Annotated in this window: 22 protein-coding genes and 1 pseudogene; 7 read left to right on the top strand and 16 right to left on the bottom strand. The window is 60.9% G+C overall.

The features are described 5' to 3' along the window. Positions 1-55: 55 nt before the first annotated feature. The 3 genes and pseudogenes from queA to BHD07_RS22090 all read left to right on the top strand — a co-directional run bounded on the left by queA (position 56) and on the right by BHD07_RS22090 (position 3382). Positions 56-1138, top strand: a complete 1083-nt coding sequence (gene queA, locus BHD07_RS22100; protein ID WP_100673989.1) for a tRNA preQ1(34) S-adenosylmethionine ribosyltransferase-isomerase QueA — start codon at positions 56-58, stop codon at positions 1136-1138. Then, positions 1139-2269, top strand: coding sequence for a tRNA guanosine(34) transglycosylase Tgt (gene tgt, locus BHD07_RS22095; protein WP_275597970.1), 1131 nt, complete (start codon positions 1139-1141; stop codon positions 2267-2269). 290 nt (positions 2270-2559) lie between these two features. Then, positions 2560-3382: pseudogene (locus BHD07_RS22090) on the top strand (transporter substrate-binding domain-containing protein). 1341 nt (positions 3383-4723) lie between these two features. On the opposite strand, the gene BHD07_RS22085 reads toward BHD07_RS22090, so the two are convergent. The 6 genes from BHD07_RS22085 to BHD07_RS22060 form a co-directional block, all read right to left on the bottom strand. Then, on the bottom strand, positions 4724-5608 hold the full coding sequence (locus tag BHD07_RS22085) for an SDR family NAD(P)-dependent oxidoreductase (RefSeq protein WP_338283082.1): 885 nt from the start codon (positions 5606-5608) through the stop codon (positions 4724-4726). Further along, a complete protein-coding gene (locus BHD07_RS22080; RefSeq protein ID WP_026168888.1) occupies positions 5605-6390 on the bottom strand; it encodes a hypothetical protein in 786 nt (261 codons plus the stop codon). Before BHD07_RS22080 ends, BHD07_RS22085 begins: the two co-directional genes overlap by 4 nt. Positions 6391-6399: 9 nt before the next feature. Then, entirely contained in the window at positions 6400-6987 is a 588-nt protein-coding gene (locus BHD07_RS22075; RefSeq protein ID WP_018097672.1) for a protein-S-isoprenylcysteine O-methyltransferase, read from the bottom strand. Between the two features lie 133 nt (positions 6988-7120). Beyond that, positions 7121-7705 carry a hypothetical protein gene (locus BHD07_RS22070; RefSeq protein ID WP_100673984.1) on the bottom strand — a complete coding sequence of 195 codons (585 nt, stop codon included), beginning with the start codon at positions 7703-7705 and terminating at the stop codon, positions 7121-7123. 163 nt (positions 7706-7868) lie between these two features. Then, the gene (locus BHD07_RS22065; RefSeq protein ID WP_003529619.1) at positions 7869-8009 is read right to left on the bottom strand and encodes a hypothetical protein; all 141 of its coding nucleotides are present in this window, start codon (positions 8007-8009) and stop codon (positions 7869-7871) included. A gap of 189 nt (positions 8010-8198) precedes the next feature. Continuing rightward, entirely contained in the window at positions 8199-8780 is a 582-nt protein-coding gene (locus tag BHD07_RS22060) for a L,D-transpeptidase (RefSeq protein WP_100673983.1), read from the bottom strand. A 168-nt stretch (positions 8781-8948) separates the two neighbouring features. Between BHD07_RS22060 and BHD07_RS22055 the strand changes: the two genes are divergently transcribed. Next, on the top strand, positions 8949-9704 hold the full coding sequence (locus tag BHD07_RS22055) for an SDR family NAD(P)-dependent oxidoreductase (RefSeq protein WP_275597967.1): 756 nt from the start codon (positions 8949-8951) through the stop codon (positions 9702-9704). 79 nt (positions 9705-9783) lie between these two features. Here BHD07_RS22055 and BHD07_RS22050 read toward each other — a convergent pair whose 3' ends face one another. Next, positions 9784-10950, bottom strand: a complete 1167-nt coding sequence (locus BHD07_RS22050; RefSeq protein ID WP_275597966.1) for an MFS transporter — start codon at positions 10948-10950, stop codon at positions 9784-9786. An 11-nt stretch (positions 10951-10961) separates the two neighbouring features. Further along, positions 10962-11168: a DUF1127 domain-containing protein gene (locus tag BHD07_RS22045; protein ID WP_275597965.1), complete on the bottom strand. Its 207-nt coding sequence runs from the start codon at positions 11166-11168 to the stop codon at positions 10962-10964. A gap of 133 nt (positions 11169-11301) precedes the next feature. On the opposite strand from BHD07_RS22045, the gene BHD07_RS22040 reads away from it, so the two are divergent. Continuing rightward, positions 11302-12810, top strand: coding sequence for a winged helix-turn-helix domain-containing tetratricopeptide repeat protein (locus BHD07_RS22040; RefSeq protein ID WP_338283081.1), 1509 nt, complete (start codon positions 11302-11304; stop codon positions 12808-12810). Between the two features lie 27 nt (positions 12811-12837). Here the strand turns inward: BHD07_RS22040 and BHD07_RS22035 are convergent, their stop codons facing one another. Then, on the bottom strand, positions 12838-13230 hold the full coding sequence (locus tag BHD07_RS22035) for a GFA family protein (RefSeq protein ID WP_275597963.1): 393 nt from the start codon (positions 13228-13230) through the stop codon (positions 12838-12840). Positions 13231-13464: 234 nt separating this feature from the next. On the opposite strand from BHD07_RS22035, the gene BHD07_RS22030 reads away from it, so the two are divergent. Continuing rightward, on the top strand, positions 13465-14205 hold the full coding sequence (locus BHD07_RS22030) for a hypothetical protein (RefSeq protein ID WP_338283080.1): 741 nt from the start codon (positions 13465-13467) through the stop codon (positions 14203-14205). A 292-nt stretch (positions 14206-14497) separates the two neighbouring features. Here the strand turns inward: BHD07_RS22030 and BHD07_RS22025 are convergent, their stop codons facing one another. The 4 genes from BHD07_RS22025 to metG all read right to left on the bottom strand — a co-directional run bounded on the left by BHD07_RS22025 (position 14498) and on the right by metG (position 19356). Continuing rightward, entirely contained in the window at positions 14498-15925 is a 1428-nt protein-coding gene (locus tag BHD07_RS22025) for an ISNCY family transposase (RefSeq protein ID WP_338283079.1), read from the bottom strand. 248 nt (positions 15926-16173) lie between these two features. Then, entirely contained in the window at positions 16174-17010 is an 837-nt protein-coding gene (locus tag BHD07_RS22020; RefSeq protein ID WP_100675097.1) for an MBL fold metallo-hydrolase, read from the bottom strand. A 1-nt stretch (position 17011) separates the two neighbouring features. Next, entirely contained in the window at positions 17012-17791 is a 780-nt protein-coding gene (locus tag BHD07_RS22015) for a TatD family hydrolase (protein ID WP_018094908.1), read from the bottom strand. A 14-nt stretch (positions 17792-17805) separates the two neighbouring features. Further along, positions 17806-19356, bottom strand: a complete 1551-nt coding sequence (gene metG, locus BHD07_RS22010; RefSeq protein WP_338283078.1) for a methionine--tRNA ligase — start codon at positions 19354-19356, stop codon at positions 17806-17808. Between the two features lie 286 nt (positions 19357-19642). Between metG and BHD07_RS22005 the strand changes: the two genes are divergently transcribed. Then, positions 19643-19948: a pyrophosphatase gene (locus BHD07_RS22005; RefSeq protein ID WP_338283076.1), complete on the top strand. Its 306-nt coding sequence runs from the start codon at positions 19643-19645 to the stop codon at positions 19946-19948. On the opposite strand, the gene BHD07_RS22000 is transcribed toward BHD07_RS22005, so the two are convergent. The 3 genes from BHD07_RS22000 to BHD07_RS21990 are packed head-to-tail and all read right to left on the bottom strand — an operon-like array spanning position 19943 to position 22887. Then, a complete protein-coding gene (locus BHD07_RS22000) occupies positions 19943-20974 on the bottom strand; it encodes a DNA polymerase III subunit delta' (protein ID WP_338283074.1) in 1032 nt (343 codons plus the stop codon). The genes BHD07_RS22005 and BHD07_RS22000 overlap by 6 nt on opposite strands. After that, positions 20971-21675, bottom strand: a complete 705-nt coding sequence (gene tmk, locus BHD07_RS21995; RefSeq protein WP_100675101.1) for a dTMP kinase — start codon at positions 21673-21675, stop codon at positions 20971-20973. Before tmk ends, BHD07_RS22000 begins: the two co-directional genes overlap by 4 nt. Before the next feature lie 57 nt (positions 21676-21732). Beyond that, on the bottom strand, positions 21733-22887 hold the full coding sequence (locus BHD07_RS21990) for a D-alanyl-D-alanine carboxypeptidase family protein (RefSeq protein WP_338283073.1): 1155 nt from the start codon (positions 22885-22887) through the stop codon (positions 21733-21735). Positions 22888-22907: the final 20 nt, after the last annotated feature.

The raw sequence follows: 22907 nt of genomic DNA, 5'->3' as shown, positions 1-22907 counted from the left end.
CGCCCCGATCGCGCGCGAGCCGCCGGGGCGGGTTTGCTTTTAATTGATACCATAGATGCGCGTAGACCTGTTCGATTTCGACCTGCCGGAAAATTCGATTGCGCTGAGGCCCGCAAGCCCACGCGACAGCGCCCGCATGCTCATCGTTCGCCCCGACGGCGAACCGGTTCTCGAAGATCGCGGCGTCCTCGATCTGCCGTCATTCCTGCGGCCGGGCGATGCGCTGGTTTTCAACGACACCAAGGTCATACCGGCGCAGCTCGAAGGCGTACGCTACCGGGGTGAGGACATAAGCACGCCCGTGTCGCTGACGCTGCATATGCGGGTTGCGCCCAGTCGCTGGAAAGCTTTCGCCCGTCCGGCCCGCAGATTGAAGCCGGGTGACCGGATCAGCTTCGGTCATGGCGGCAATGCCTGCCTGCTCGGATCGCTGGAGGCCGTGGTCGAGGAGAAAGGCGATGCCGGCGAGGTGACGCTTCGCTTCGATCTCTCGGGCCCCTCGCTCGATGAGGCGATCATGGCCGTCGGACACATTCCCCTGCCGCCTTACATCGCATCCAAGCGTGCCGACGATGCACGGGACCGGACCGACTACCAGACGGTCTATGCGCGCGAGGAAGGGGCGGTAGCCGCGCCGACTGCAGGGCTGCACTTTACCGACCGGCTTTTCGCCAGCCTGGACGAGGCTGGGATCGAACGGTATTTCGTCACGCTGCATGTAGGTGCGGGAACCTTCCTCCCGGTCAAGGCAGACGATACCGCCGACCACGTGATGCACGAGGAAATCGGTCACGTCGATCCGGTGACCGCTGCGAAGCTCAATGCCGTGCGTGAACGCGGCGGCCGCATCGTCTGTGTCGGCACGACATCGCTTCGGCTGATCGAGAGCGCAGCCGCCGAAGACGGAAGCATCCGTCCCTGGTCGGGCGCAACCGGGATTTTCATAACGCCGGGTTATCGCTTCCGCGCGGTCGATATGCTGATGACCAATTTCCACCTGCCGAAATCGACCCTGTTCATGCTCGTCTCGGCCTTTGCGGGGCTCGAGACGATGCACGCCGCCTATGCGCATGCGATCGCAACGGGGTACCGATTCTATTCCTATGGCGATTCGAGCCTGCTCTTCCGGAAAGATTAGATGACCGAAGCGTTTCAATTCAAACTGCTTGCCAACGACGGCAATGCGCGCCGTGGCGAAGTGGTGACCCCTCGCGGGACGATCCGTACGCCTGCCTTCATGCCGGTCGGAACCGTCGGCACGGTCAAGGCGATGTATCTCGACCAGGTGCGCGATCTGGGCGCCGATATCATTCTGGGCAACACCTATCACCTGATGCTGCGCCCGGGTGCCGAACGGGTTGCCAGGCTTGGCGGACTACACAAGTTCATCCGCTGGGAGCGGCCGATCCTGACCGACAGCGGCGGCTTCCAGGTCATGTCGCTGTCAAGCCTGCGCAAGCTCAACGAACAGGGCGTTACCTTCAAGAGCCATGTCGACGGCGCGCTCTATCATATGTCGCCCGAACGTTCGATCGAGATCCAGGGCCTGCTCGGCAGTGACATTCAGATGCAGCTCGACGAATGCGTGGCGCTGCCGGCGGAACCGGACGAGATCGAGCGCGCGATGGAAATGTCGCTGCGCTGGGCAGAGCGCTGCAAGGTCGCCTTCGGCGATCAGCCGGGGAGGGCGATGTTCGGCATCGTACAGGGCGGCGACATTCCCAGGCTGCGCGAACGCTCGGCCCTGGCCCTCCGGGATCTGGACCTCAAGGGCTATGCCGTCGGGGGGCTGGCCGTTGGTGAGCCGCAGGAGGTCATGCTCGGCATGCTCGACGTGACCTGCCCCGTCCTGCCGGCCGACAAGCCGCGCTATCTGATGGGCGTCGGAACGCCGGACGATATCCTGAAGTCGGTCGCGCATGGGATCGACATGTTCGACTGCGTCATGCCGACCCGCTCCGGACGCCATGGGCTTGCCTTCACGCGCTACGGCCGCATCAATCTGCGCAATGCCCGACATGCGGAAGACATTCGCCCGCTCGACGAACAGTCTTCCTGTCCGGCGACTCGCGACTATTCGCGCGCCTACCTGCACCACCTGATCCGTTCAAACGAATCGCTCGGCGGCATGCTGCTCAGCTGGAGCAATCTGGCCTATTATCAGGAGTTGATGGCCGGCATCCGCAAGGCGATCGAAGAAGGGCGCTATACCGATTTCATGGCGGAGACCATGGAAGGCTGGCAGCGCGGCGATCTGCCACCGGTGTGATCTTCGCGCGGCCCGCCGGTAACTGCGATCTGCGCGCTCGAAAGTTTGGCTCCCCTGAACGACGCCGTCGCCGACGGCCTTCCACCGACAGAAACGAACTGGACCCTCCGGCGGTGCTGGTTTCATTTCGACAACCCGAAGCTATCAGAACCGATTTTGGAAGGTGGAATCGGAAATTCCGATAGCACAATTCTAATAAATGGGTTTGCGGGCTGCGTCCGTTTGTAGAACTATCCCAGCAAAAAACGTCCAAGGAGTTGTTGACCGTTCAACGGGGGGTAGGAGAAAACATGAAAAGAATTGCTGCTATAGCATCGGCGTCTCTGTTTATATTTTGCAGTTCGGCAGTGGCAGGCCCTACGCTTGATCGCGTCAACGAGAAAAAAGAGATGGTCGTCGCCACCAATGTCGGCTGGCCGCCGCAGGGGTTCCTCGATGAAAAACAATGTCCTTGTCGGCTTTGACATTGATGTCGCCAAAGAAATCGGCAACCGGTTGGGCGTGAACGTGCGTTTCGAAACTCCGGAATGGGCAACCATGACCGGGGGGCACTGGCAGGGCCGTTTCGATCTCGGGGTCGGTTCCGTCGCACCGACCAAGGCGCGCGCAGAGGTCATCGATTTCGCCGGAATCTACTATTACAGCCCTTACGTCTACGTCGTTCATGCCGAAAGCGGCATTCATTCGGAAGAAGATCTGAATGGCAAGGTTATCGGCGTCGAGACAGGCACGGCGTCCGAAGACTTCATCAACCGTCGCCTGGAGATCGATGCGCCGGGCTTGCCGCCGGTTCAATACAAACTCGAACCGGGCGAGGTGCGCACGTTTCCCGATTCCATGATGCCCTTCGACGACCTGCGTCTTGGCAACGGTGTTCGGTTGGACGCGGTCATCGCCCCCGAGCAGACCGCAAAAAATGCAGTCAGAAACGACTATCCCGTCCGTATCCTCGAGGATGTCTATCCCTTTCGGTCGCCCGCGGTCGTCATTGCCGATAAAGGCGACCCGGAATGGACTGCCAAAATCGGTGAAATCATCAAAGCGATGAAGGCCGACGGCACACTCGGAAAACTGACGACCAAGTGGTACGGCGCCGACTACAGCAAGGACTGACAACGTCACGAAGCCGGCGCTCCTCGGAGGTGCTGAAGCCACGACCAGAGCATCCGGTCTTCCAGGATCGGATGCTCTGGTTCTTCCCGTGTCCGGGAAAGGCCGCCCGGCCGTCCATGGGAGCCTGGCCGGATCTGGAAATCAGTCGATGGCGTCGTAGCAGCTTTCCGGCCGGACGTGCTTGCTTCAATGCAACCTCTCCTCCTTCGCCATCTCTGTGCTTGTCACAGAGATGAGAGCAGCGCCGCGTCTGCGGCGCGGGAAACGCTCTTTCAGCCCAAGGACTTGGTCTGGCTGGATTCCTGTGACAAGCACAGGAATGAGGGACCGAGATGTGCGGCCACTACATCGAAGCGAAGCGGGACACTGTATACGGGCGGGAGCTTCCGCGCCGCCATAGTTTCGTCACGGTTTATGAAACGCGCCGAAGGACCGCACCCTCTCGACCCTCATCTCTGTGCTTGTCACAGAGATCCAGCAGCGCCGCGTCTGCGGCGCGGGAAGCGTTCTTTCAGCCCAAGGACTTGGTCTGGCTGGATTCCTGTGACAAGCACAGGAATGAGGGACCGAGATATGCGGCCACTACATCGAAGCGAAGCGGGACGCTGTATACGGGCGTGACCCGGGACCTGTCGTGTCGCCTCGCTATCTTCACGGTTTATGAAACGCGCCGAAGGACCGCACCTTCTCTACCCTCATCTCTGTGCTTGTCACAGAGATCCAGCAGCGCCGCGTCTGCGGCGCGGGAAGCGTTCTTTCAGCCCAAGGACTTGGTCTGGCTGGATTCCTGTGACAAGCACAGGAATGAGGGACCGAGATATGCGGCCACTACATCGAAGCGAAGCGGGACGCTGTATACGGGCGGGAGCTTCCGCGCCGCCTTACTATCGTCACGGTTTATGAAACGCGCCGAGGGACCGCACCCTCTCTACCCTCATCCCTGTGCTCGCCACAGGGATCCAGCAGCGCCGCGTCTGCGGCGCGGGAAGCGTTCTTTCAGCCCAAGGACTTGGTCTGACTGGATTCCTGTGACAAGCACAGGAATGAGGAGATCAAACAAAACAAACCGCTGCGGGAATCCCGAATCTAAACTGGCCTTTGTTAGAGCACTTGCAAGAAAGGTGTGGCGGTTCTCTGCCCGAAAGCGCGTAGTTTCAGAGAGCTATAACGTCTCACTGTTTCAATGGCACAGTGAAACGCTATAGAAGGGGCTTCGACGATGTCGCTTGATTATCAAGGAGATATGGACGCCATTTAATTGTTTATTCATCGATCGTAGAGGCTCGACCTCATCGGAGAGGCCGGTGTTTCATGGTCGCTCGCCGTTCCGCGAATACTTCGCTATCGACTCTGCGTGGTGATTCCGAGCGAATTGCCGCGGGCACCGCAGCACGAGGTGAAACTTTTTCCGGATCCGCAGGGGCACGGATCTTTGCTCCTGCGCTGCAATCGGCCGATCAGGGGCAGCATGATCGCCGACGGGACCACTGTCGCCAACAGGATCGTCAGCTTGGACGCAATGCCGGGTATGACAAGGCGGCGGCCCGCTTTGAAGCCGCGCCAGGCCTTTTCAGCGACATAGCCCGACTCGAGCTTGGGCAGGATCTTGAACAGCGCGACGCGATTGGCGCCGGAGGTTGCCAGAAATTCCGTCGATACCGGGCCCGGCGCCACGCATGTGACGGTCACGCCGGTGCGACGCAGTTCCTGATGCAGCGCTTCCGAAAAGGAGCGGACGAAACCTTTGCTGGCATAGTAGAGCGCCATATACGGACCCGGCGTGAAGCTTGCGACCGAACCGAGATTGATGACGCCGCCGCGTCCGCGCGCGACCATTGCCGGCAGGAAACGCAGGGTGAGTTCGGTAAGGGCGCGGATGTTGAGGTCGACGAGGCCGAGCTGTTCACCGAGCGGCAGGACCGTCGCCCCTCCGCGCAATCCATAACCGGCACTGTTGACGAGTACGTCGCAGAACAGGCCGTTTGCGGACAGGAAGTTCTCGAGACCGAGCGTCGCGTCATCAGCCAGGAAATCCAGCGGGACCGTGAACGCCTCGCCTCCGGCCTTCCGGATACCGTCGGCGGCGGCCGCCAGTGATTCGGCCGAACGCGCTACCATTACGACCGGCGTGCCATCCCTCGCGGCCACTTCGGCGATTGCCTTGCCGATTCCCCGCGATGCACCGACGACGACTACGGCCGGACGACTTTGACCGCCCGAAGTCATCGCGCTGCCCCGGAACCTGCCGCAGCGGTCACGTCGCGCCCAAATGCAAGCCCCTCCAGCTCGGCGGTGATTTCGCCGTTCAATATCCTCTCGAACCGCTCGAGGGCGCGCGCGACGTTGGCGCCGTCCATGACCCGGTGGTCATAGTGGATACGCACCGTGACCGAGCCATCCTTGTCGATCGGGCCGTAATTCAGAAGTGAGGTCAAAGGCGTGAGAGGGTTGAGCGATTCTGCGCCGAGGCCCGAATAGACCGACAGCTGAAATGTACCGAAACGGCGCGCCCTTTGCCGGCCGATATTCAAACCGAGCCACATTAGAAGCCATCTGACAGGGCCGGGGAGGCGGGCGATCTTCAAGGCGCGCCGGAATTCCTTGACCTCCAGCACGGGGCTGGTTCGCGCCGTCTGCATCAAGGAGCCCAGCTCCGTGATCGAACGGCGCTCCGGATTCTTGATCGTCGTCAGAAGCACGACTCGTTCGCCCTCGTACTCCCTTTCATGCGCGATGGAAGCGATGCTTCCCGGATACTCGTAGAGCTGCGGTCTGGGAAACTTGACGTAAGCGCGCCGCAACTCGGGCGTCTCCTGCGCGAGAAGGGCGTATCCTTTGAGGAAGAGCGCCGTCCAGGATGGCCTGCTTTCAAGCGATGTTCTGGCCTTGAGCAACGGCCCGAGATTCATCCGCCGCTGCACGCTCACCCGCGGCACCTTCATCGAAAATCGCATGAGATCCCCGACCAGGCGCCGAGACGCTGAAAGCTTGAGGGCTCGGCCTCGCATCATGCACCTCTAGTAAATGTACGGAATGATCCGCTTGGTGTCCGCCATGTAGTCGCGATACTCAGAGCCGAACATTTCCATCATCATGCGTTCCTCCTTGTCCACCCTCAGAAGAAAGAGGACCGCGAAACCGGCAAGACCCGCCAGCCCTGCGACCCAGTTCGGCAGAAGAAACGCCTGGCCGACGCCCATCAGCAGGAACGAAGTATACATGGGATGGCGGACTAGGGCGTAAGGACCGCGGCGAATCAGTTCGTGCTTGTCGCGAATCTCGAGCGTGATCGACCAGTTGCGCCCGAGTTCCTTGTGGGTTCTGCGAAAGACCCACATGGCCAGACAGAAAATAGCGGCACCGACCACGACGGCCCAGAGCCGGGCAGGGTGGTCGGCTCCTTCCGGGATGCCGGTTGCGACATAAAAAGCGGGAATGATCGCGAGGCCGAGCAGGGCTGCCGCCAGCCCCAGCATCTCGGAGGTTGAGCGGCGATGGCTGACGACTCGCACGCGCTTGGCCCGGCGTTCATAGGGGCGGCGAATGAAGTACCAGGCAACGATTCCGAGCACCCAGGCGATCTCGCCGATGGAGGATACCGACATGTCTAGTTCCCCAAATCCTTAGCATGCGCCTGGCGTCAACGATCGGGCGGGAACCTTCTTCAGCCGATGCTTCGCAGCGTGATTCTATGTCGAACGGTGACGGCTGGATCGCGAGCTCTGTGCCCGTCGCCTCTCAACCTCCGTTCATCTCCCGAAGCCTTGTAATGAATTCCTGCGGTCGAAGCCAGATGCCGGGCGTCTTATAGCCCATGGAGCGGGCGATTTCGGCCACGAAGGCGTTGCAGTTGTAGAGCGACGCGTGCCAGACCTTCGACCTGGCTTTCAGTTTGTCGATGAAAGCCACGACCTTCTTGTATTCCGCCTCCGTCAGCATGACGCGCCAGCTTGCCGAGCGGTATTCTTCCTCGAGGTCACCGTCGCTCGCGCCGGTTTCGGCGGGAACGGGCACAAAATGGCCGAGGACATACGGCGTCGGATCGAGCGTGGCCGGTGCAAGGCCGGCAACCTGACGCTGAACGACCGCGCCAGACTTGTTCGTGCGCCCGTAGATGACGTAGGTGTGGCCATAGCTCAGCGCGTAGCGGGAGCGAAATTCGATGAAATAACCCTGCTCTCGCGCTTGAGATTCAAGTTTCGCCGGCGCATTCAGGCTGCTGGAAACGTAGCGCGGTTCGGGATTTTTGTCTTGTGTCTGGCATGCTGCTGCTGCCAGTGCGACCAAGATCACAAAGGATATGCGGCCTCGTGCAAGCGTCATCACACCACTTAGATTGTCTTCCGAGTTCTGACAATCCAGACCTCGGGCCGGCTTGCTGGAGTTCTTGACACGTACTATGCCGTCAGTCTCACAGCCGGTCTAACCCTGAATAACGCGCCGTGGGAGAGCGCTCGTTGAGCTCTCCCACGGCGCAAAGTCACTGTTACTTGTATACCGGCGCCGGCTCTACCGTATCGACGGCAGCAGGCGGCGGGGCCTTACCCTTACCTTTGCCGATCGTATCACACGCGGTGAGGCCGGCAACGGAAAGCAACGCAATCATCACAACTAGAATTCGGCTCATCAAGTAGTCCTTTCCTCAATAGTCGGAATGGGTTATCGAAGGCAACACTTCAAGTAATAGTGGCGATTTGCGCCGGGGCCTAGTGCAGAAAGGACACAGTTGATAACCGCTTTATGGTTACCGGGTTATCAACCGCGTCGGAACACACGGGGCTTAGTCATTTATACCGAAATGTAACGGAAAACGCCATCAAACGATCAGCACGGTCGTACCCACCGGGGTACGGCTGTAGAGATCGACGATGTCGTCGTTCGTCAAGCGAATGCACCCGCTCGATACGGCCTGCCCGATCGTCCAGGGCTCGTTCGTCCCGTGCAGCCGGAACATAGTGTCGTTTCCGCCCTGGTAAAGGTAGAGGGCCGCGGCCCCAAGCGGGTTATGCAACCCGCCGCTCACTCCGCCGGCATATTGTGCCAGATGCGGCTTGCGGCGAATCATGTTTGCAGTCGGCGTCCAGGAGGGCCACTCCGCCTTGCGGCCGATTTTCGCCCGGCCTTTGAGAGTGCGGCCTTCCTCACCTACGCCGATCCCGTAGCGAATCGCCGAACCGCCACCTTGAACATAATAGAGATAGCGTTCTCCCGTATTGACAACGATCGTTCCGGGCGCTTCGCCGCCATAATAGGCGACCTCCTGCCTGCGGTATCGTGGGTCTATACGGGTCCTGGCCGTTTGCGGGCTGTCGGCTGGTCGCAACGAACTGCAACCGGAGGCCAATAGAGCCAGGCTACCCAGCACGAGTACCCGGCGCGTAATGCGATCGTTCTCCATTCTCACCTGCTGAGTAAATTGTGAGTCCCTACGATTTCGTGTTTAACACCCAAGCGCGTGTCGGCCAAGCCTTGCAACGGTTACGACCGCAAGGATGAAACCTCTTGCGACCGGAACCGGCGTCTGATCGACTGGTTCGGGGAAGCAGCGGACACAAGGAGCGGCACGATGAAACTCGGCCTGGAAGGAAAAATCGCAATCGTGACCGGCGCGGGTTCCGGCATCGGCGCCGCCATTTCCAGGCAACTTGGCGGCGAGGGTGCGGAAGTGATCGTCGCAGACCGCGACACCGAAGCGGCGCGAAGCGTCGCCGCCGAGATTCGCTCAGCCGGGGGTAGGGCGCGAGATTTCACCGTCGACGTCACCGACGCGGGGGCGGTGGAGCAAATGGTCGCCTTCGCCGTGCAGGAATGCGGCGGATTGCATCTGGCGGTCAACAATGCAGGCATAGAGGGGCCGCGCAAAGCGACCGCGGACTACCCGCTCGAAGATTGGCGCAGGCTGATAGAAGTCAACCTGAACGGCGTCTTCTACTGTATGAAATACCAGATCGCCGCCATGCTCGGAAAGGGCGGAGGCGCCATCGTCAATATGTCCTCGATTCTCGGCGCGGTCGCCTTGCCCACCGCGTCTGCCTACACCGCCGCCAAGCACGGGGTGGTGGGGCTCACCAAAGCTGCCGGGATCGAATATGCAAGAATGGGGATTCGCGTCAACGCGGTCGGCCCCGGCTGGATCGAAACGCCGCTTCTGTCGGGACATTCGGAATTGGCGAAGACACGGCGCCTGGAAGCGCTGCAGCCGCTCGGCCGGCGGGGAAAACCGGAGGAAGTTGCCGCTCTCGTCTGTTTCCTGCTGTCGGAACAGGCGAGCTTCATCACCGGCAGCTATCATCCGGTCGACGGTGCTTTTACGGCGCATTAGAGCACTTCCGGGATAGCGGCATTCCGTCCGGAAGTGCATAGTTTCAACGTGTTGGACCGCGGCACGACGCAATTCCCGGTCAGATCCGCCGTCTCTCTGCCACGAGAAACATGGCCAGCACGAAGCAAAGCAGGCCAAGGGACGATGGCAGCCCCTGATGTCCGATCAGTTGCATCGCCAGTCCGGTCGCGGGCGAGCCCACGATGCCGCCGATGCCCCATACGAAGGCGAAGGCCGCGTTGCCGGCGATCAGGGCCTGGCCGGTGAAACGTTCGCCGAGCTGGATCAGCGACATTGTGTAGATTCCGAACGAGGCTCCGCCCCAGACGAAAAAGAGCGGCCAGATGAGCCATGATTCGAAGATCGCCGGCAGCAGCAGGCAGCCACCCAGTGAAGCCAAGGCGCAGAGCATCATCGTCCGCAGCGACCCGAACCGTTCGGCCACCCGCCCGAGCAATATCTGCAGCACGGCATTGCCTGCGATGAAACAGGTGATGAGCGAGGCGATGCGCCCTTCTGTGCTGCCGAGCGCCGCGCCATAGACCGCGAACAGGGAAAGCAGGGTCTGCTCCAAGGCGGCGGCGGCGAAAACCGCGAACAAGAGGAGCGGCGCCAGTGCGAAAAAGCCTCCGACCGATGTCGCTTCGCCTTCATGTGGCATCTTCGGCAGGTGCGGCACGACCGCAAGCACGATCAGCCCGCAGAGAAGGAAGGCGACGATGCCGACCATGAAGGGCGGCCACCCTTGCGTGCCGACAAGACCGAGCGAGAGCGGGCCGATGGCGAAGCCGCCCGAGACGATCGACGAATAAAGGCCCATGATGCGGCCGCGCCGCCGCGCGGGCGTGATCGAGAGCAGCCAGGTCTCGCTGATGACGTAAAGCGGATTGGCGAAGAAGCCGAGCAGGAAGCGCAGCGGCATCCAGATCCAGACCTCCCGCGACCAGCCGATTGCGATCAGCGTGAGCGCGGCCAGGCCCGAACACAGGATGGCAAGCCGCGCCCCGCCAATGCGCCGCGCCAATGCCGGTATGAAGAGGGCGGATACGATGAAACCCAGCGGGGTCATCGCCGCGGACAAGCCGATCAGGCCGGGCGTCGTCCCCTGCCGCTCCAGGATGAAGCTGAGCAGGGGATAGGTAAGCCCCTGTGCCACGGCGAACACCGTGACGGTCGCGATGATGCCGGCCATGGCGGCCCATGGGATCCGCTCGTGGAGCGATAATGTCGTGCTTTCAGTGGTCATGCAGACTACGCCTATACTTGCCAGAAGGGCTTGGCGATCTCCGCCTCGGCTTCAAGCTTCGTCAGACCGATATCGCAGATCAAATGCGGATCGTCCTTCAACTTTTGCTCAAGTTCGCAGCGAAAGCGCTTCCGCTCCTCCCACGTCGCGATAATGCTTCGAAGGGTCGCGAGGCGGCGACGCGGCATTTCCGTCATAACGGAGGGGATATCGTTCATTGCAACCTCCATACGGCTTGAGGGGCAGAGCCCTCGACCTGGGGAGGACGAATTCTGCGTTATGCGAAAAGCGTCGTAATTAAGCTCCTCCAAAAAGTTCTCAAAAACTTCCAAACGCACTATAGATGCGCCTATGCAGCGATCGCGCATCGTCTTTGGTCCGTTCGTCCTTGATCCGGGTGCGGGAACGCTCGTCCGGAACGATGATCCCGTCGCCATCGGCTATCGCGGGCTGAAGCTGCTTGAGGCGCTCGCCGGACGGCCGGGCGAAATCCTGGGAAAAGCCGAGTTGATGGATGCGGCGTGGCCGGGCAGGGCGGTCGAGGAAGGCAACCTCACCGTCCAGATCGCGCAGCTGCGGAAAATGCTTGGTGCGCCCCCCGACGGCGGAGAATGGATCGCCACGGTTCCGCGGGTCGGCTACCGCTTCACGGGCCCTGTCGAACAGGTCGGTGGCGCGAAGCGAAATCCACTGGCACTGCCCAACGAACCATCGATCGCCGTGTTGCCTTTCGTTAATTTCAGCAGCGATCCGGAGCAGGATTCCTTCGCGGATGGGTTGACCGAAGACCTGATCACCGACCTGTCCAGGATCTCCGGCCTCTTCGTCATCGCGCGCAACTCGGCCTTCGCCTTCAAAGGAAAGGCGAGGGACGTGCGCGAGATCGCTGCGGACCTTGGCGTGCGGTATCTGCTGGAGGGTAGCGCACGACGCGCCGCAGGGCGCGTGCGCATCAACGCACAGCTGGTCGATGCGGTGAGCGGCAATCATCTATGGGCGGAACGCTTCGACCGCAGCCTCGAAGATATCTTTGCAGTTCAGGACGAGGTCACCGGCAAGATCGTGGAGGCGTTGCTCGGCCGGCTGCGCCCACAGCCGCCGCGCAATCGCCCCAAGAATCTCGAGGCCTACGATCTCTGCGTGCGGGCGCGCAAGCTGATCGATGATTCGCCTCAGACGGCGCGGGAAGCGCATCTGATGCTCACGCGCGCGATTTCGCTTGATCCGGAATATGCCGAGGCCAATCGCTGGCTTGCCATGAACCACTGGATGAGATGGGTGCATTGGGGCGAACCGGTCGAGCCGAACCGTAGCATTGCTTTGGAACTGGCACGCAAAGCCGTGGCGATCGATCCGAACGATGCCGGCTGCCATTGGGTGCTGGCCAACCTGCTTGCATATGAGCGCAGCTTCGCCGAGGCGGATGCGGAATTCGCCAAGGCGATCGAGCTCGACCCGAATGAGGCCGATACCTGGGCGACTTTATCCGACATAGCGGTCTTGGCCGGGCGGGTGGAGGAGGGCCTTGAGCACATCCGCAAGGCGTTCCGGCTGAACCCGTTTCCGGCAAGCTGGTACTATCTGACGCTCGGCCAGGCCCAATATGCCGCCGGCGAATACGAAGCCGCCGTCGAGACACTGCGAAGGGACGAGACGTATCGCACCAGCTCGCGACGTTTCCTGGCGGCAAGCCTTGCCCAACTGGGCCGGCTCGACGAGGCGCGCGCCGAGGTCGAGCTGTTCCTCGTCGCCAACCCGCATTTTACAACGCGACACTGGGCGAGTACGGAGCCGTTCCGCGACCCTGTGACGCTTGCGCATTTCGTTGACGGCTACCGCAAGGCGGGCCTGCCGGAGTGACGCGCATCCATCGTCCGTTCGCGGGGCCTAATCCTCGAAGCGACTCGTTTCATCGCGATCCCGCTCGTATCGTCTCTTGAGGGGAAACGGCGGCAGCCAGGATTCGCGACGGACGGTCCAGCTTTCGTAGGTTGGCATCAATTGATCCGGGGCATCCAGGGATCCCAGGTTCACCTCGATTTCGTCTCCGGTGCGTGCGAAGACGATCGAGCCGCAACGGGGACAGAAATGCCGACCGGCGTAATCGCGTGTCTCGCCATCGACCGTCACAGAATCCTCAGGGAAAATTGCGGACGCGTGAAAAAGGGCCCCGTGATGCTTGCGGCAGTCGAGACAATGGCAGAGACCGACTCGGTATGGTCGTCCCGACGCCACAAATCGCAAGTTGCCGCACAGGCAACCGCCTGTGAATCGGTCCATACCGTGTCTCCTTTAAATCAAGCGGTTCAGCGTTGACGTTGTCCGGCACCCCGAGAGGTGCGGCTTGTCGCATGTCTATCGGGTAGAATGTGACGGGCTGGTCCGGGTTGCAAGAGCCGGGCCGGGTGAGGGGCTTTCTTTCCTTTGCTTAGCTTTTCGGGGTTTCAATCTCCGCGCTCTTGGGAGATCGTTCCGGATAAATTCAAGCGACCGGATTCGCCAGGAGCGCGCGCAATGCTTCCGGAAATTAAGCTCGTTGCGGACGTGGACGTAGTGGCCATGTCGCCACTGGTTCGCGGCATGGTCATGGCCATCTCCTATGCCGAGACCGAAGGCGGCATCGGTCTGACTGCGTCCGGTGCGATGAACCGTAAGTTTGTGCACTGGGCCGCTGTTCACTTCGATTGGCCCGGCAACACTCCGGAGGATCTATACAGCGTCAACAAGGTTCTGAACGAAGCTGACATGCCGCCGCTTTCGGTGGTCCACGACATGCTCAAGCACCTAAGGCTTGTGCGGCGAAAAAAAGACCGATTGTTTCCCACCAAACGCGGTCGGGATTTTCTTGCAAGACCCCACACCTTCTTCGATCAGATCGCGACGGACTATCTTTATGCCTATATCGACTACGGGCAGACACGGGACGATGTGCGCGTGCGGATGCGGTGGTGGCACGTCTTTCTCAATCTTATCAATATCAAGGCGAGAAAGGGCTGTTCGCTGGACGACCTGGTGAGCGAGTTATACCCGAGCGAGTCGTACTCGCTGGCGCAAGCAGAAATGATTATCCAAGCTACGACGATCAGAGGGGAGTTCCGCTACGACATTGTTCGGCCCCTGTGCTGGCTGGGATTGCTGCAGGAAGAGCGCGAAGGGCTAGATTTTCTGCAGGACGGTACCTATTACAAAACACCTCTATGGACAGCCTGTTTAAAGTTGGAATCCGATACGGAAGCCGAGATCACTGTCTCTTGAGACACATGCAAAGATCTGCAAGAGGCAAGCCATTGTTTTTATTGCCATGTCGCACTTGAAAATAGAATGTACCCCGGCTACATGCATTGTCACAGCTATTTAAAGATGAGACAAAGTAGTCAACTTAGAAACGCGACAACATCCTATCCATTACTACTGCATTTGCAAGTTGCTATATTTAAAAAGTACGGAGACGCAAGCCGCCGGCCGGGTGGAGCTGGTCAGGGTTGCGCAGCCCGGTCGGCGGCGGATGGCTCCAGCTGCAAGATAAACTTTAGCTTTGACATCCCCATCACTCCGCCGCTTTCAGCCGTGCAAGGGCTTGCTGGCGCTTGGCGATGACCACCGGATCCTTGGTAAAATCCGTCTTCCGGCCAGGCTTCGTGCCGCGCTTTTGATAGCCATTGCTCTGGCTGCCGTCGCGAATGCCGAACATATGGTCCGTCTGGCCGGTGCGGCGCGGCCCGCCCTTGCTGCGCTGTTGCTCTCGTCCGGCCTGCATCTCGGCCACCACCGCCAGCATGTCATCAAGGCGCTTGTTCTCAACCACCTCGCAGCGGTGCACCGAGCGCAGCGTGTCGAAGGTTCTGTAGGGCAGGGACGTCCCCTCCTGGGTGACCTCGAGGCGACCGTCGGGATAGTCGCAGACAATGACCTTCTTGCCGGCCAGCGCCGTGGCGAGGTCGGTCGGATCGAGGATGAACATCACCTTGTCATAGCGCAGCGTCAGCGACTGCGACAGCTTGCGGATCTCCTTGCGGCACATCGCGCCATCGAGGTTCTCATGCGCGGCAAACGGCCGATGCATGTCCTTCGGATTGCGCGGCGCCTTGCCAAAGCGGCGATTGAAGTCGGCCATGAACTCCGGCGCATAGGCATTCGCCGCCGCGATCGTGTCGATGCCGCGCAGCCGCAGTTCCTTGACGAGGCGATCCTGCAGCGTCTGGTTGGCGCGCTCGACGCGTCCCTTGGCCTGCGGGGTGTTGGCGCAGATGATGTCGATGTTGAGTTCATAAAGGGCTCGCCCGAACTGCGTCAGGCCACTGGTTCTGTCCTTCTTGGAAGCATGGGTGGTGCGGAAGACGCCATGCTTGTCGCTATAGAAGGCGATCGGCTTGCCCCATTGCTGCAGGTAGGCCTTCGTCGCGTGCAGATAGTCGAAGGTGTTCTCCGATCCGGCGAAGCGTAAGTGCAACAGCTTGCCGGTGGCATCGTCGATATAGACGAGCAGGGCGCATTTGGGGCCGCGGCCTTCGAACCACCAATGAAGCGAGCCGTCGATCTGAACGAGTTCGCCGAAACAATCGCGCCGGCCGCGCGGCTGGAAGATCCGCTTCTTGCGCTCGCGTCGCGACACCCAGATGCCGACTTCCATCATCCACTGACGCAGCGTCTCCTTGCTGACGGCAATCCGGTGGCATTCCAGCAGCTTCTCGGCGGCCAACGTTGGTCCAAAATCCCCGTAATGCTCACGCACCAGATCGAGCACCAGGTTGCGGAAATCCTCGCTATGACGCCGGTTGCTCGGACGGCCGCGCTTCTTCGAGACGAGACCGTCGGCGCCGTCCAGGTCATAGGCCTGCAACAGCCGGTGGACCTGACTGCGGCTGAGACGAAGCAACGCGGCCGCCTCGACGACGGTCAGGCTGCCACCGCGAATCCGCTGTATGAGTTCAAGACGATGCAATTCCTTCTGCGACATGGTGATCAAACAAGACATGACGACTCCGAACGCTCATGGTCTCAACCACGCTTCACGTCGCCAGTCTTCCTTCCAAACGTTGACGTTTGACCAGCATCCCGAGAGGCGACGACGTCGCATCTCTAACTGGCTCATATGTCGCATCTCTAAACTGCCGCTACATGCATCCATCGCATAAGATAGATTATGGAACGGATCGCTGTGATCTAAGAGAGGCGTAAGTCGCATCGGATCAGTGACTTATATAAGATCTCTGATATGGGACTTTATGCGTCTTCCGCCGACGGCCGGTCGATATCGAATTCCATGCGCATCATGTCGTAAGCCGGCTCGACGTGATCCGGCGTCTCCGCGCACACGGTCTCGTAATCCATCGGCACATGCATATGCGTGAGCACGGCGCGTTTCGGCCGCAGTCGGTTGATCCACACGAGCGACTGCACCAGGGACAAGTGACTCGGGTGAAATTTGTACTGCAGCGTGTCGATGACGAGCAGATCGAGTCCGCCGAGCTTCCCGACCGTCTCTGCCGGAAAGTCGCTGACGTCGCTGCAATAGGCAAAACCGCCGATACGGAAGCCGAGCGAATGGACGTTGCCGTGAAACTGCATCAGCGGCTCGAACGAGATCGGCCCGCCGGCGCCATGGATGGTCAACGGCGGCAGGTCGTCGGGAATCACATAGGGGTCGACGATCGGCGGATAGCCGCTGCCTGGCGGCGACTCCAGACAATAGCGGAAGCCGTCGCGAATACGGGCCATCGTGAACGCATCGGCCCAGATCGGCACGCGCCTGCGATTCTCGATGACGAAACCGCGCAGATCGTCGATCCCGTGCAGATGGTCCGCATGGGCATGGGTGTAGAGCACGGCATCGATGTGGCGTACATTCGCCGCGATCATCTGGGCTCGGAAATCCGGGCCGGTGTCGATCACCACGGTCGTCTTGCCGCCGTCCGGCGCAAACTGTTCTACGAGCAAGGCCGCTCGCATGCGACGATTGCGCGGGTTCGACGGATCGCAGGCGCCCCAATCACCGGTGATGCGCGGCACGCCCGGCGACGAGCCGCAGCCCAGAATGGTGAAGACCCGCCGAAACGCCATTTCAAAGCCTCGGCATCTTCGAGAAGATCCTGAAGGCGTTTTCGGTGGTGATTTCGGCAATCTCCTCGCTGGAGACGCCGATGGCTTGCGCCAGCACCTCGGCCGTGTGCGCCACGTAGGCCGGTTCGTTGCGCTTGCCGCGGAAGGGCTTCGGTGCCAAATAGGGCGCGTCCGTCTCGACGATCATCCGATCGCGCGGGACTGTCCTGGCGATGTCCCTCAGTTCCTCGGATTTCGGGAATGTTAGGATCCCCGAAAAGGACACATAGCCGCCGAGCTCGACGCCGATTCGGGCGAGGTCCGGGCCGGACGAGAAGCAATGGAGAAGGAAGGGGAAGGCGCCCTTCCCCGATTCCTCGGTTAGAATCGCAGCCATATCGTCGTCGGCCGACCTGCTATGGATGACGAGCGGCAGTCCGGTTGTTCGCGCCGCCGCGATATGCCGCCTCAATCCCTCCGCCTGCGCGTCGCGCGGCGCGTTGTCGTAAAAATAATCCAGCCCCGCCTCGCCGATCGCGACGACCTTGGGATGGGCGGAGAGCCGAACGAGATCGTCGGCCGTCACGTCCAGTTCCTCATCGGCATTATGCGGATGCGTGCCGACGGAACAGAAGACGTTCGGATATTTTTCGGCGATGGCGAGGATCGTGTCGAACCGTTTCACCCGGGTCGAAATCGTCACCATCTGCGCGACGCCGGCCTCGCGCGCGCGCTCGATGATTGCGTCGCGTTCTGCCTCAAAATCCGGAAAATCGAGGTGGCAATGGGTGTCGATCAGCATGCTTTCGTCTTCGTTCAGGCTTCCGGCGCGACGTAGCGCGGGAAGACCGGCTTGGGTGCTTCGAGCGGCGTTCCCGACACGAGGCGCCCGGCTTCGCCGAGATGGGCGAAATCGCGGCGGTCGGCCGGTACGACGACGAGATCGAGGAGTTTTCCCGCCGATTCCGGCATGAATGGCTGCAGAAGGATCGCGACCTGGCGAACGACCTCCGCCGTGACGTAAAGCACGGTTGCCATGCGGCTCGGATCGGTCTTCTTCAGCGCCCAGGGCTCCTGGCCTGCGAAGTAGCGGTCGGTCTCGGAAACGACGGCGATGATCGCCGCAAGTGCGCGATGAATGAGCTGCTTGCCCATTTCCTCGCGTGCGGTGTCGATCAGCGAGTCGGCGGCGGCGAGCATCGCCTTGTCTTCGTCGGTCAGCGGTCCACAGAGCGGAATCTGGCCGTCACAATTCTTGACGATCATCGACAGGGAACGGCTGGCGAGATTGCCGATACCGTTGGCGAGGTCGGAATTGATGCGGGTCGCGATCCCCTCCTCGCTGTAGCTGCCGTCCTGGCCGAACGAGACTTCGCGAAGGAAGAAATAGCGGATCTGATCGAGGCCGAAATGCTCGACCAGATTGAACGGATCGACCACGTTGCCGAGCGACTTCGACATCTTCTCGCCCTTGTTGAGCAGGAATCCGTGAGCGAAGACGCGCTTGGGAAGCGGAAGACCGGCCGACATCAGGAAAGCCGGCCAATAGACGGCGTGGAAACGGATGATGTCCTTGCCGATGACGTGGATATTTGCCGGCCAGAATTTCGCGCGCGGACCCGTCGGGTCGGTCAGATAGCCGGTGGCGGTGACGTAGTTGGTCAGCGCGTCGACCCAGACATACATCACATGAGCGGGATCGTTCGGAACTTTGATTCCCCAGTCGAATGTGGTGCGCGAGACGGAGAGGTCCTTCAAGCCTGACTTGACGAAGGAAATGACCTCGTTGCGCCGTTCCGCCGGACCGATGAAGTCGGGATTTTCCTCGTAGTGCTTGAGGAGCTTGTCCTGGTAGGCGGACAGCCGGAAGAAGTAGCTCTCTTCCTCCACCCATTCCACGGGCGTTCCCTGCGGTCCGTAACGTACGCCGTCGCCGCGCAGTTCCGTCTCGTTTTCCTGGTAATAGGCCTCGTCCCGAACGGAATACCACCCGGCATAGGAATCCTTGTAAAGGTCGCCCGCCTCGCCCATGCGGATCCAGATCGCCTGCGAGGCCTCGTGGTGGCGCTGTTCGGTCGTGCGGATGAAATCGTCGTTGGAGGCGTTGAGCAGCCGCGCCATATTCTGGAATTCGGCCGAATTGCGGGCGGCAAGCTCCTGCGGCGAAATTCCTTCCTTCTTCGCCGTCTGCTGCATCTTCTGTCCATGCTCGTCCGTCCCAGTCAGGAAGAAGACCTCGCGCCCATCAAGCCGCTGAAAGCGTGCCATGGCATCCGTCGCGATCAGCTCGTAGGCATGACCGATATGCGGCTTGCCGTTCGGATAGGAAATCGCGGTGGTGATGTAGAACGGGGACGTATCTCTCATAGCGGGCTTCGATATCCTCGGGACAGAAACTATGGGGTGCTATTACCGCATCGCCTTCGGGTAGGAAACCGGTAGATCACGTTGAATTTAGGCCGGAGCGACCTGACCATGGCCGTGAACCGTCTTCGAGGGGGAAAATTCGGGCTCCGCGGAAACCTCGCATACCCTTCTCCACCCGGAGCGCAAGTGAAAGCTTCTCTCCAGCCGCGGGGCTTCCCGCGATATCAGACGGGATTGACACGAAAGATCGTCTGGAACAAAACAAAAACAAACGGGGGGAGAGTGTGTGCTCAACGAACTCAGACGAAAATTCGAGAAAGCGTCGGCGGGCTATGCGGCGATGCATTCGATCAGCCGTGATCCGGATTGGTTTATATTGAAACTGCAGGAGGAAATGGGGGAACTGACGCAGGCCTGGAACAACGCCACAGGACGGGGGCGCGACCGGCAGGTCTCCCCGGAGACGCTGCGCCAGTCGATCGCCGACGAAACGGCCGATCTCCTCGGCCACGTTCTGCTCTTCGCCCACCACAACGATATAGACCTGGCTGCGGCAATCGAGCGAAAATGGAAGTTCGCTCCCTACCTATAGAGCTTCCTTGAGATCATCGAGGAGGGAAAGAACCGTCTGCTTGCGGTCGAGGTTATAGGCCGCGGTCAGCGTCAGGCGTTCGCCAACGGTGCTGGACAGCCTGGCGAACCGTTCGGCCGCGCCGACGTCGCCGGCGATCGCCGCCTCGCGAGCCATCCGCATGATGCGCCCCGACAGCAGCGACGAAAAGAAATCGAAGATCGTTTCGCTGTCCTTGCCCGAAAGCACGTCGGCCAGCTTGTGCATGTTCTTGCGAACGGCCGGGCCCTGCCCCGCCAGAATGTCTTCGAAAGCCTCGGCTATATCCAGCCCGCCATAGTTGACGAGCTTCAGCGCCTCAGAAACGCTGCCGTTTGCGGCGGCGAGGACGCGCTCTGCATTCAGGCCCGCGAGATCGAGCCCGAGATGCGCAAGCGCCTGGCGCAGCGCTTCCGTGTCCAGAGGCTTCAGCCGCAAAGGCAGGCAACGCGAGCGGATGGTCGGCAGGAGTTTTCCCGGCGCATGGGTGAGCACCAGAAACAGCGAACGGCGCGGCGGCTCCTCCAACATCTTCAAAATGGCATTGGCGGCGTTGCGGTTGAGATCGTCGGCCGGATCGATGATGACGATGCGCCAGTTTCCGGTGCCCGACGTCTGGCCGAAGAACTTGCCGGCGCGGCGAACCTCGTCGACCGTGATCGCGCCCTTCGTCCTGCCCGTCTTTTCGTCCACTGGGCGCGCGAGATGCAGGAGATTGTGCGATGCGCCCGAACCGAGCTGTCTCGTGACGATAGAGGCGGGATCAGGGTCGGCAAGCCTTTCGGGGGCGTCTGCCGGATCCGGATGGCTCAGGACATGATTGGCGAAGCGGAAGGCGAGTGTGGCCTTGCCTATCCCCTCCGGCCCTTCGATCAGGATCGCGTGATGACCCTTTCCGGACCGGTAGCTCTGTGCGAGAAAGGCTTCCGCCTCCCGATGACCGAAGAGCTTGCTGTTCATCACGGGAGCAAGCGCGCCCTCCAGCACACCTGGCTGTTCCGGGGTCATGACGTCGCTTCCGCATTCGAGGGTTGCGGCTTGCCCTCAAGCGGCAATAGCGCCTCGACGAGACTCAATACTTCGGCAGCGATCGCGGTCGGCGGACGGTTGGCATCGACGACGCGGCATCGCTCCGGATCGGCCGCGGCAATATCGAGAAAGGCTTCGCGCCGCTTTTCATGCGTCGCCAGCTGTTCCTTTTCAAATCGGTCGGGACTGTCGTTTGCGGCGCGCCGGCGGGCGCGCTCCAGCCCGACCGAGGCGGGAAGATCGAAAATGATGGTGCAGTCGGGAATGACACCGTTCACCGCAACGCGTTCCATGGTCTCGACGAAAGCCGGTTCCAGATTGCCCGTCACGCCCTGATAGACGCGCGAGGAATCCATGAACCGATCGCAAAGGACGATCGTTCCTTGCTGGAGCGCCGGCCGGATCACCTCCTCGACATGGTCGCTGCGGGCGGCCGCAAAGAGGATCGCCTCCATCCGGACTCCGAAGGACTCCGCCGCGCCCGAAAGAAGGACGTGGCGAACGGCTTCGGCACCCGCGGAGCCTCCCGGCTCGCGCGTGGTGAGCACGCGGTAGCCGCGCGCGCTCAGCGCTTGCGCAAGAAGGCGCATCTGGGTCGACTTACCGGCCCCCTCTCCCCCCTCGAATGTTATGAACAAACCCTTGGTCAGCGACACTTCAATTCCCGGATCGGCGTGCATTATCGTCCCTGTTTAGCCGATCGGTCCCGCGGAAGGAACCGTCGCAAAGCGCATTTGTCACAGCCAGAAGAACAGCAGTTCCTGCAGCGCGTCGAGCGCCCGGCTCGTGAGCGTTCCGGACTCGACCGCCCTCGCCGTCTTCACGGGAACTTCCCGCAGCAGCTTGTCCCCGTTCCAGAGCTTGACGACGCCGACCTGCTGACCGGCAGCGACGGGTGCGTTGAGCGGCCATTTGTAGACGATGCGTGCCGTCAGCCGTTCGGGATTTTTTACCGGCAGCAGAACGTCGACCGGGCTGCCCGCCACGAGCGCCACTCGGGAATCCGCGCCGCCGTAGACGCTCGCCTCTCCGATGGTTTCACCATCTGCGAAAATGCGCCGTTTCTCGAAAGCGGTCATCGCCCAATCCAGGACCCTGCGGCTCTCGTCGATTCTCTCCTTTTCGCTCTCGAGGCCCCCCATCGCGAGAAAGACGCGGCGGTCGCCGCGTTGCATCGAGACGGCGAGCGAGAAGCCGAAACCCTCCGCAAAGCCGGTCGCCAATCCATCGACGCCGACATTTGCCGCGATCAGAGGGTTCTTGTTGCGCTGAAGGATCTTGTTCCACTCGAATTCCGGCTGCGAATAGAGCCGATAGTAATTCGGGTGCGCCTCGTAGAGGTGCCGCGTAAGGGCGACGAGTTCGCGCATCGTGATCTTGTTTTCCGGATGCGGCAGCCCCGTGGCATTCCTGAATGTGGCGACCGGCAGCCCCAGCTCGCGGGCCCGCTTGGTCATCAGTTCGGCAAAAGCAGCCTCGCTGCCAGCCATTCCCTCAGCCAGGACAATGCACGCATCGTTGGCGAGTTGCACCGTTGCGCCCTGGATGAGATCGGCAACGCGAATCCTGGATTTGATCGCGGCGAACATCGTTGCAGTGCCGGAGGGGGCCCCGCCTGTACGCCACGCATGTTCAGAAACCTCGAAACTCGTCTCGGACGTCAGTTCGCCCTTATCCAGGGCCTCGAAAACCACCTCCATCGCCATGAGTTTGGCGAGCGAGGCAGGCGGGACGGGTGCATCCTCGTCGCGTGAAAAGAGCACTGTGCCCGTCTCGGCATCGACGAGATATATCTGCTTCGCTTTGGTGTCGAAGGCGGGCGTCTGTGCGACCGCTTGTCCCGAAACGATGGCCGCGAGGAAACCTACGACCGCAAGCCACTTCATGCGCATGAGAAACTCCGGTTCTGCAT

Source organism: Sinorhizobium sp. KGO-5 (assembly GCF_036245905.1).
Taxonomy (GTDB): domain Bacteria; phylum Pseudomonadota; class Alphaproteobacteria; order Rhizobiales; family Rhizobiaceae; genus Sinorhizobium; species Sinorhizobium meliloti_A.
The sequence above is the reverse complement of the archived record's forward strand: the minus strand, read 5'-3'. Positions and strand labels throughout refer to the sequence as shown.

Excerpts from the sequence above, each read along its gene's own strand:
- queA (WP_100673989.1), top strand. The coding sequence starts at position 56 with ATGCGCGTAGACCTGTTCGATTTCGACCTGCCGGAAAATTCGATTGCG.
- tgt (WP_275597970.1), top strand. The coding sequence starts at position 1,139 with ATGACCGAAGCGTTTCAATTCAAACTGCTTGCCAACGACGGCAATGCG.
- BHD07_RS22085 (WP_338283082.1), bottom strand. The coding sequence starts at position 5,608 with ATGACTTCGGGCGGTCAAAGTCGTCCGGCCGTAGTCGTCGTCGGTGCA.
- BHD07_RS22080 (WP_026168888.1), bottom strand. The coding sequence starts at position 6,390 with ATGCGAGGCCGAGCCCTCAAGCTTTCAGCGTCTCGGCGCCTGGTCGGG.
- BHD07_RS22075 (WP_018097672.1), bottom strand. The coding sequence starts at position 6,987 with ATGTCGGTATCCTCCATCGGCGAGATCGCCTGGGTGCTCGGAATCGTT.
- BHD07_RS22070 (WP_100673984.1), bottom strand. The coding sequence starts at position 7,705 with ATGACGCTTGCACGAGGCCGCATATCCTTTGTGATCTTGGTCGCACTG.
- BHD07_RS22065 (WP_003529619.1), bottom strand. The coding sequence starts at position 8,009 with ATGAGCCGAATTCTAGTTGTGATGATTGCGTTGCTTTCCGTTGCCGGC.
- BHD07_RS22060 (WP_100673983.1), bottom strand. The coding sequence starts at position 8,780 with ATGGAGAACGATCGCATTACGCGCCGGGTACTCGTGCTGGGTAGCCTG.
- BHD07_RS22055 (WP_275597967.1), top strand. The coding sequence starts at position 8,949 with ATGAAACTCGGCCTGGAAGGAAAAATCGCAATCGTGACCGGCGCGGGT.
- BHD07_RS22050 (WP_275597966.1), bottom strand. The coding sequence starts at position 10,950 with ATGACCACTGAAAGCACGACATTATCGCTCCACGAGCGGATCCCATGG.
- BHD07_RS22045 (WP_275597965.1), bottom strand. The coding sequence starts at position 11,168 with ATGAACGATATCCCCTCCGTTATGACGGAAATGCCGCGTCGCCGCCTC.
- BHD07_RS22040 (WP_338283081.1), top strand. The coding sequence starts at position 11,302 with ATGCAGCGATCGCGCATCGTCTTTGGTCCGTTCGTCCTTGATCCGGGT.
- BHD07_RS22035 (WP_275597963.1), bottom strand. The coding sequence starts at position 13,230 with ATGGACCGATTCACAGGCGGTTGCCTGTGCGGCAACTTGCGATTTGTG.
- BHD07_RS22030 (WP_338283080.1), top strand. The coding sequence starts at position 13,465 with ATGCTTCCGGAAATTAAGCTCGTTGCGGACGTGGACGTAGTGGCCATG.
- BHD07_RS22025 (WP_338283079.1), bottom strand. The coding sequence starts at position 15,925 with ATGTCTTGTTTGATCACCATGTCGCAGAAGGAATTGCATCGTCTTGAA.
- BHD07_RS22020 (WP_100675097.1), bottom strand. The coding sequence starts at position 17,010 with ATGGCGTTTCGGCGGGTCTTCACCATTCTGGGCTGCGGCTCGTCGCCG.
- BHD07_RS22015 (WP_018094908.1), bottom strand. The coding sequence starts at position 17,791 with ATGCTGATCGACACCCATTGCCACCTCGATTTTCCGGATTTTGAGGCA.
- metG (WP_338283078.1), bottom strand. The coding sequence starts at position 19,356 with ATGAGAGATACGTCCCCGTTCTACATCACCACCGCGATTTCCTATCCG.
- BHD07_RS22000 (WP_338283074.1), bottom strand. The coding sequence starts at position 20,974 with ATGACCCCGGAACAGCCAGGTGTGCTGGAGGGCGCGCTTGCTCCCGTG.
- tmk (WP_100675101.1), bottom strand. The coding sequence starts at position 21,675 with ATGCACGCCGATCCGGGAATTGAAGTGTCGCTGACCAAGGGTTTGTTC.
- BHD07_RS21990 (WP_338283073.1), bottom strand. The coding sequence starts at position 22,887 with ATGCGCATGAAGTGGCTTGCGGTCGTAGGTTTCCTCGCGGCCATCGTT.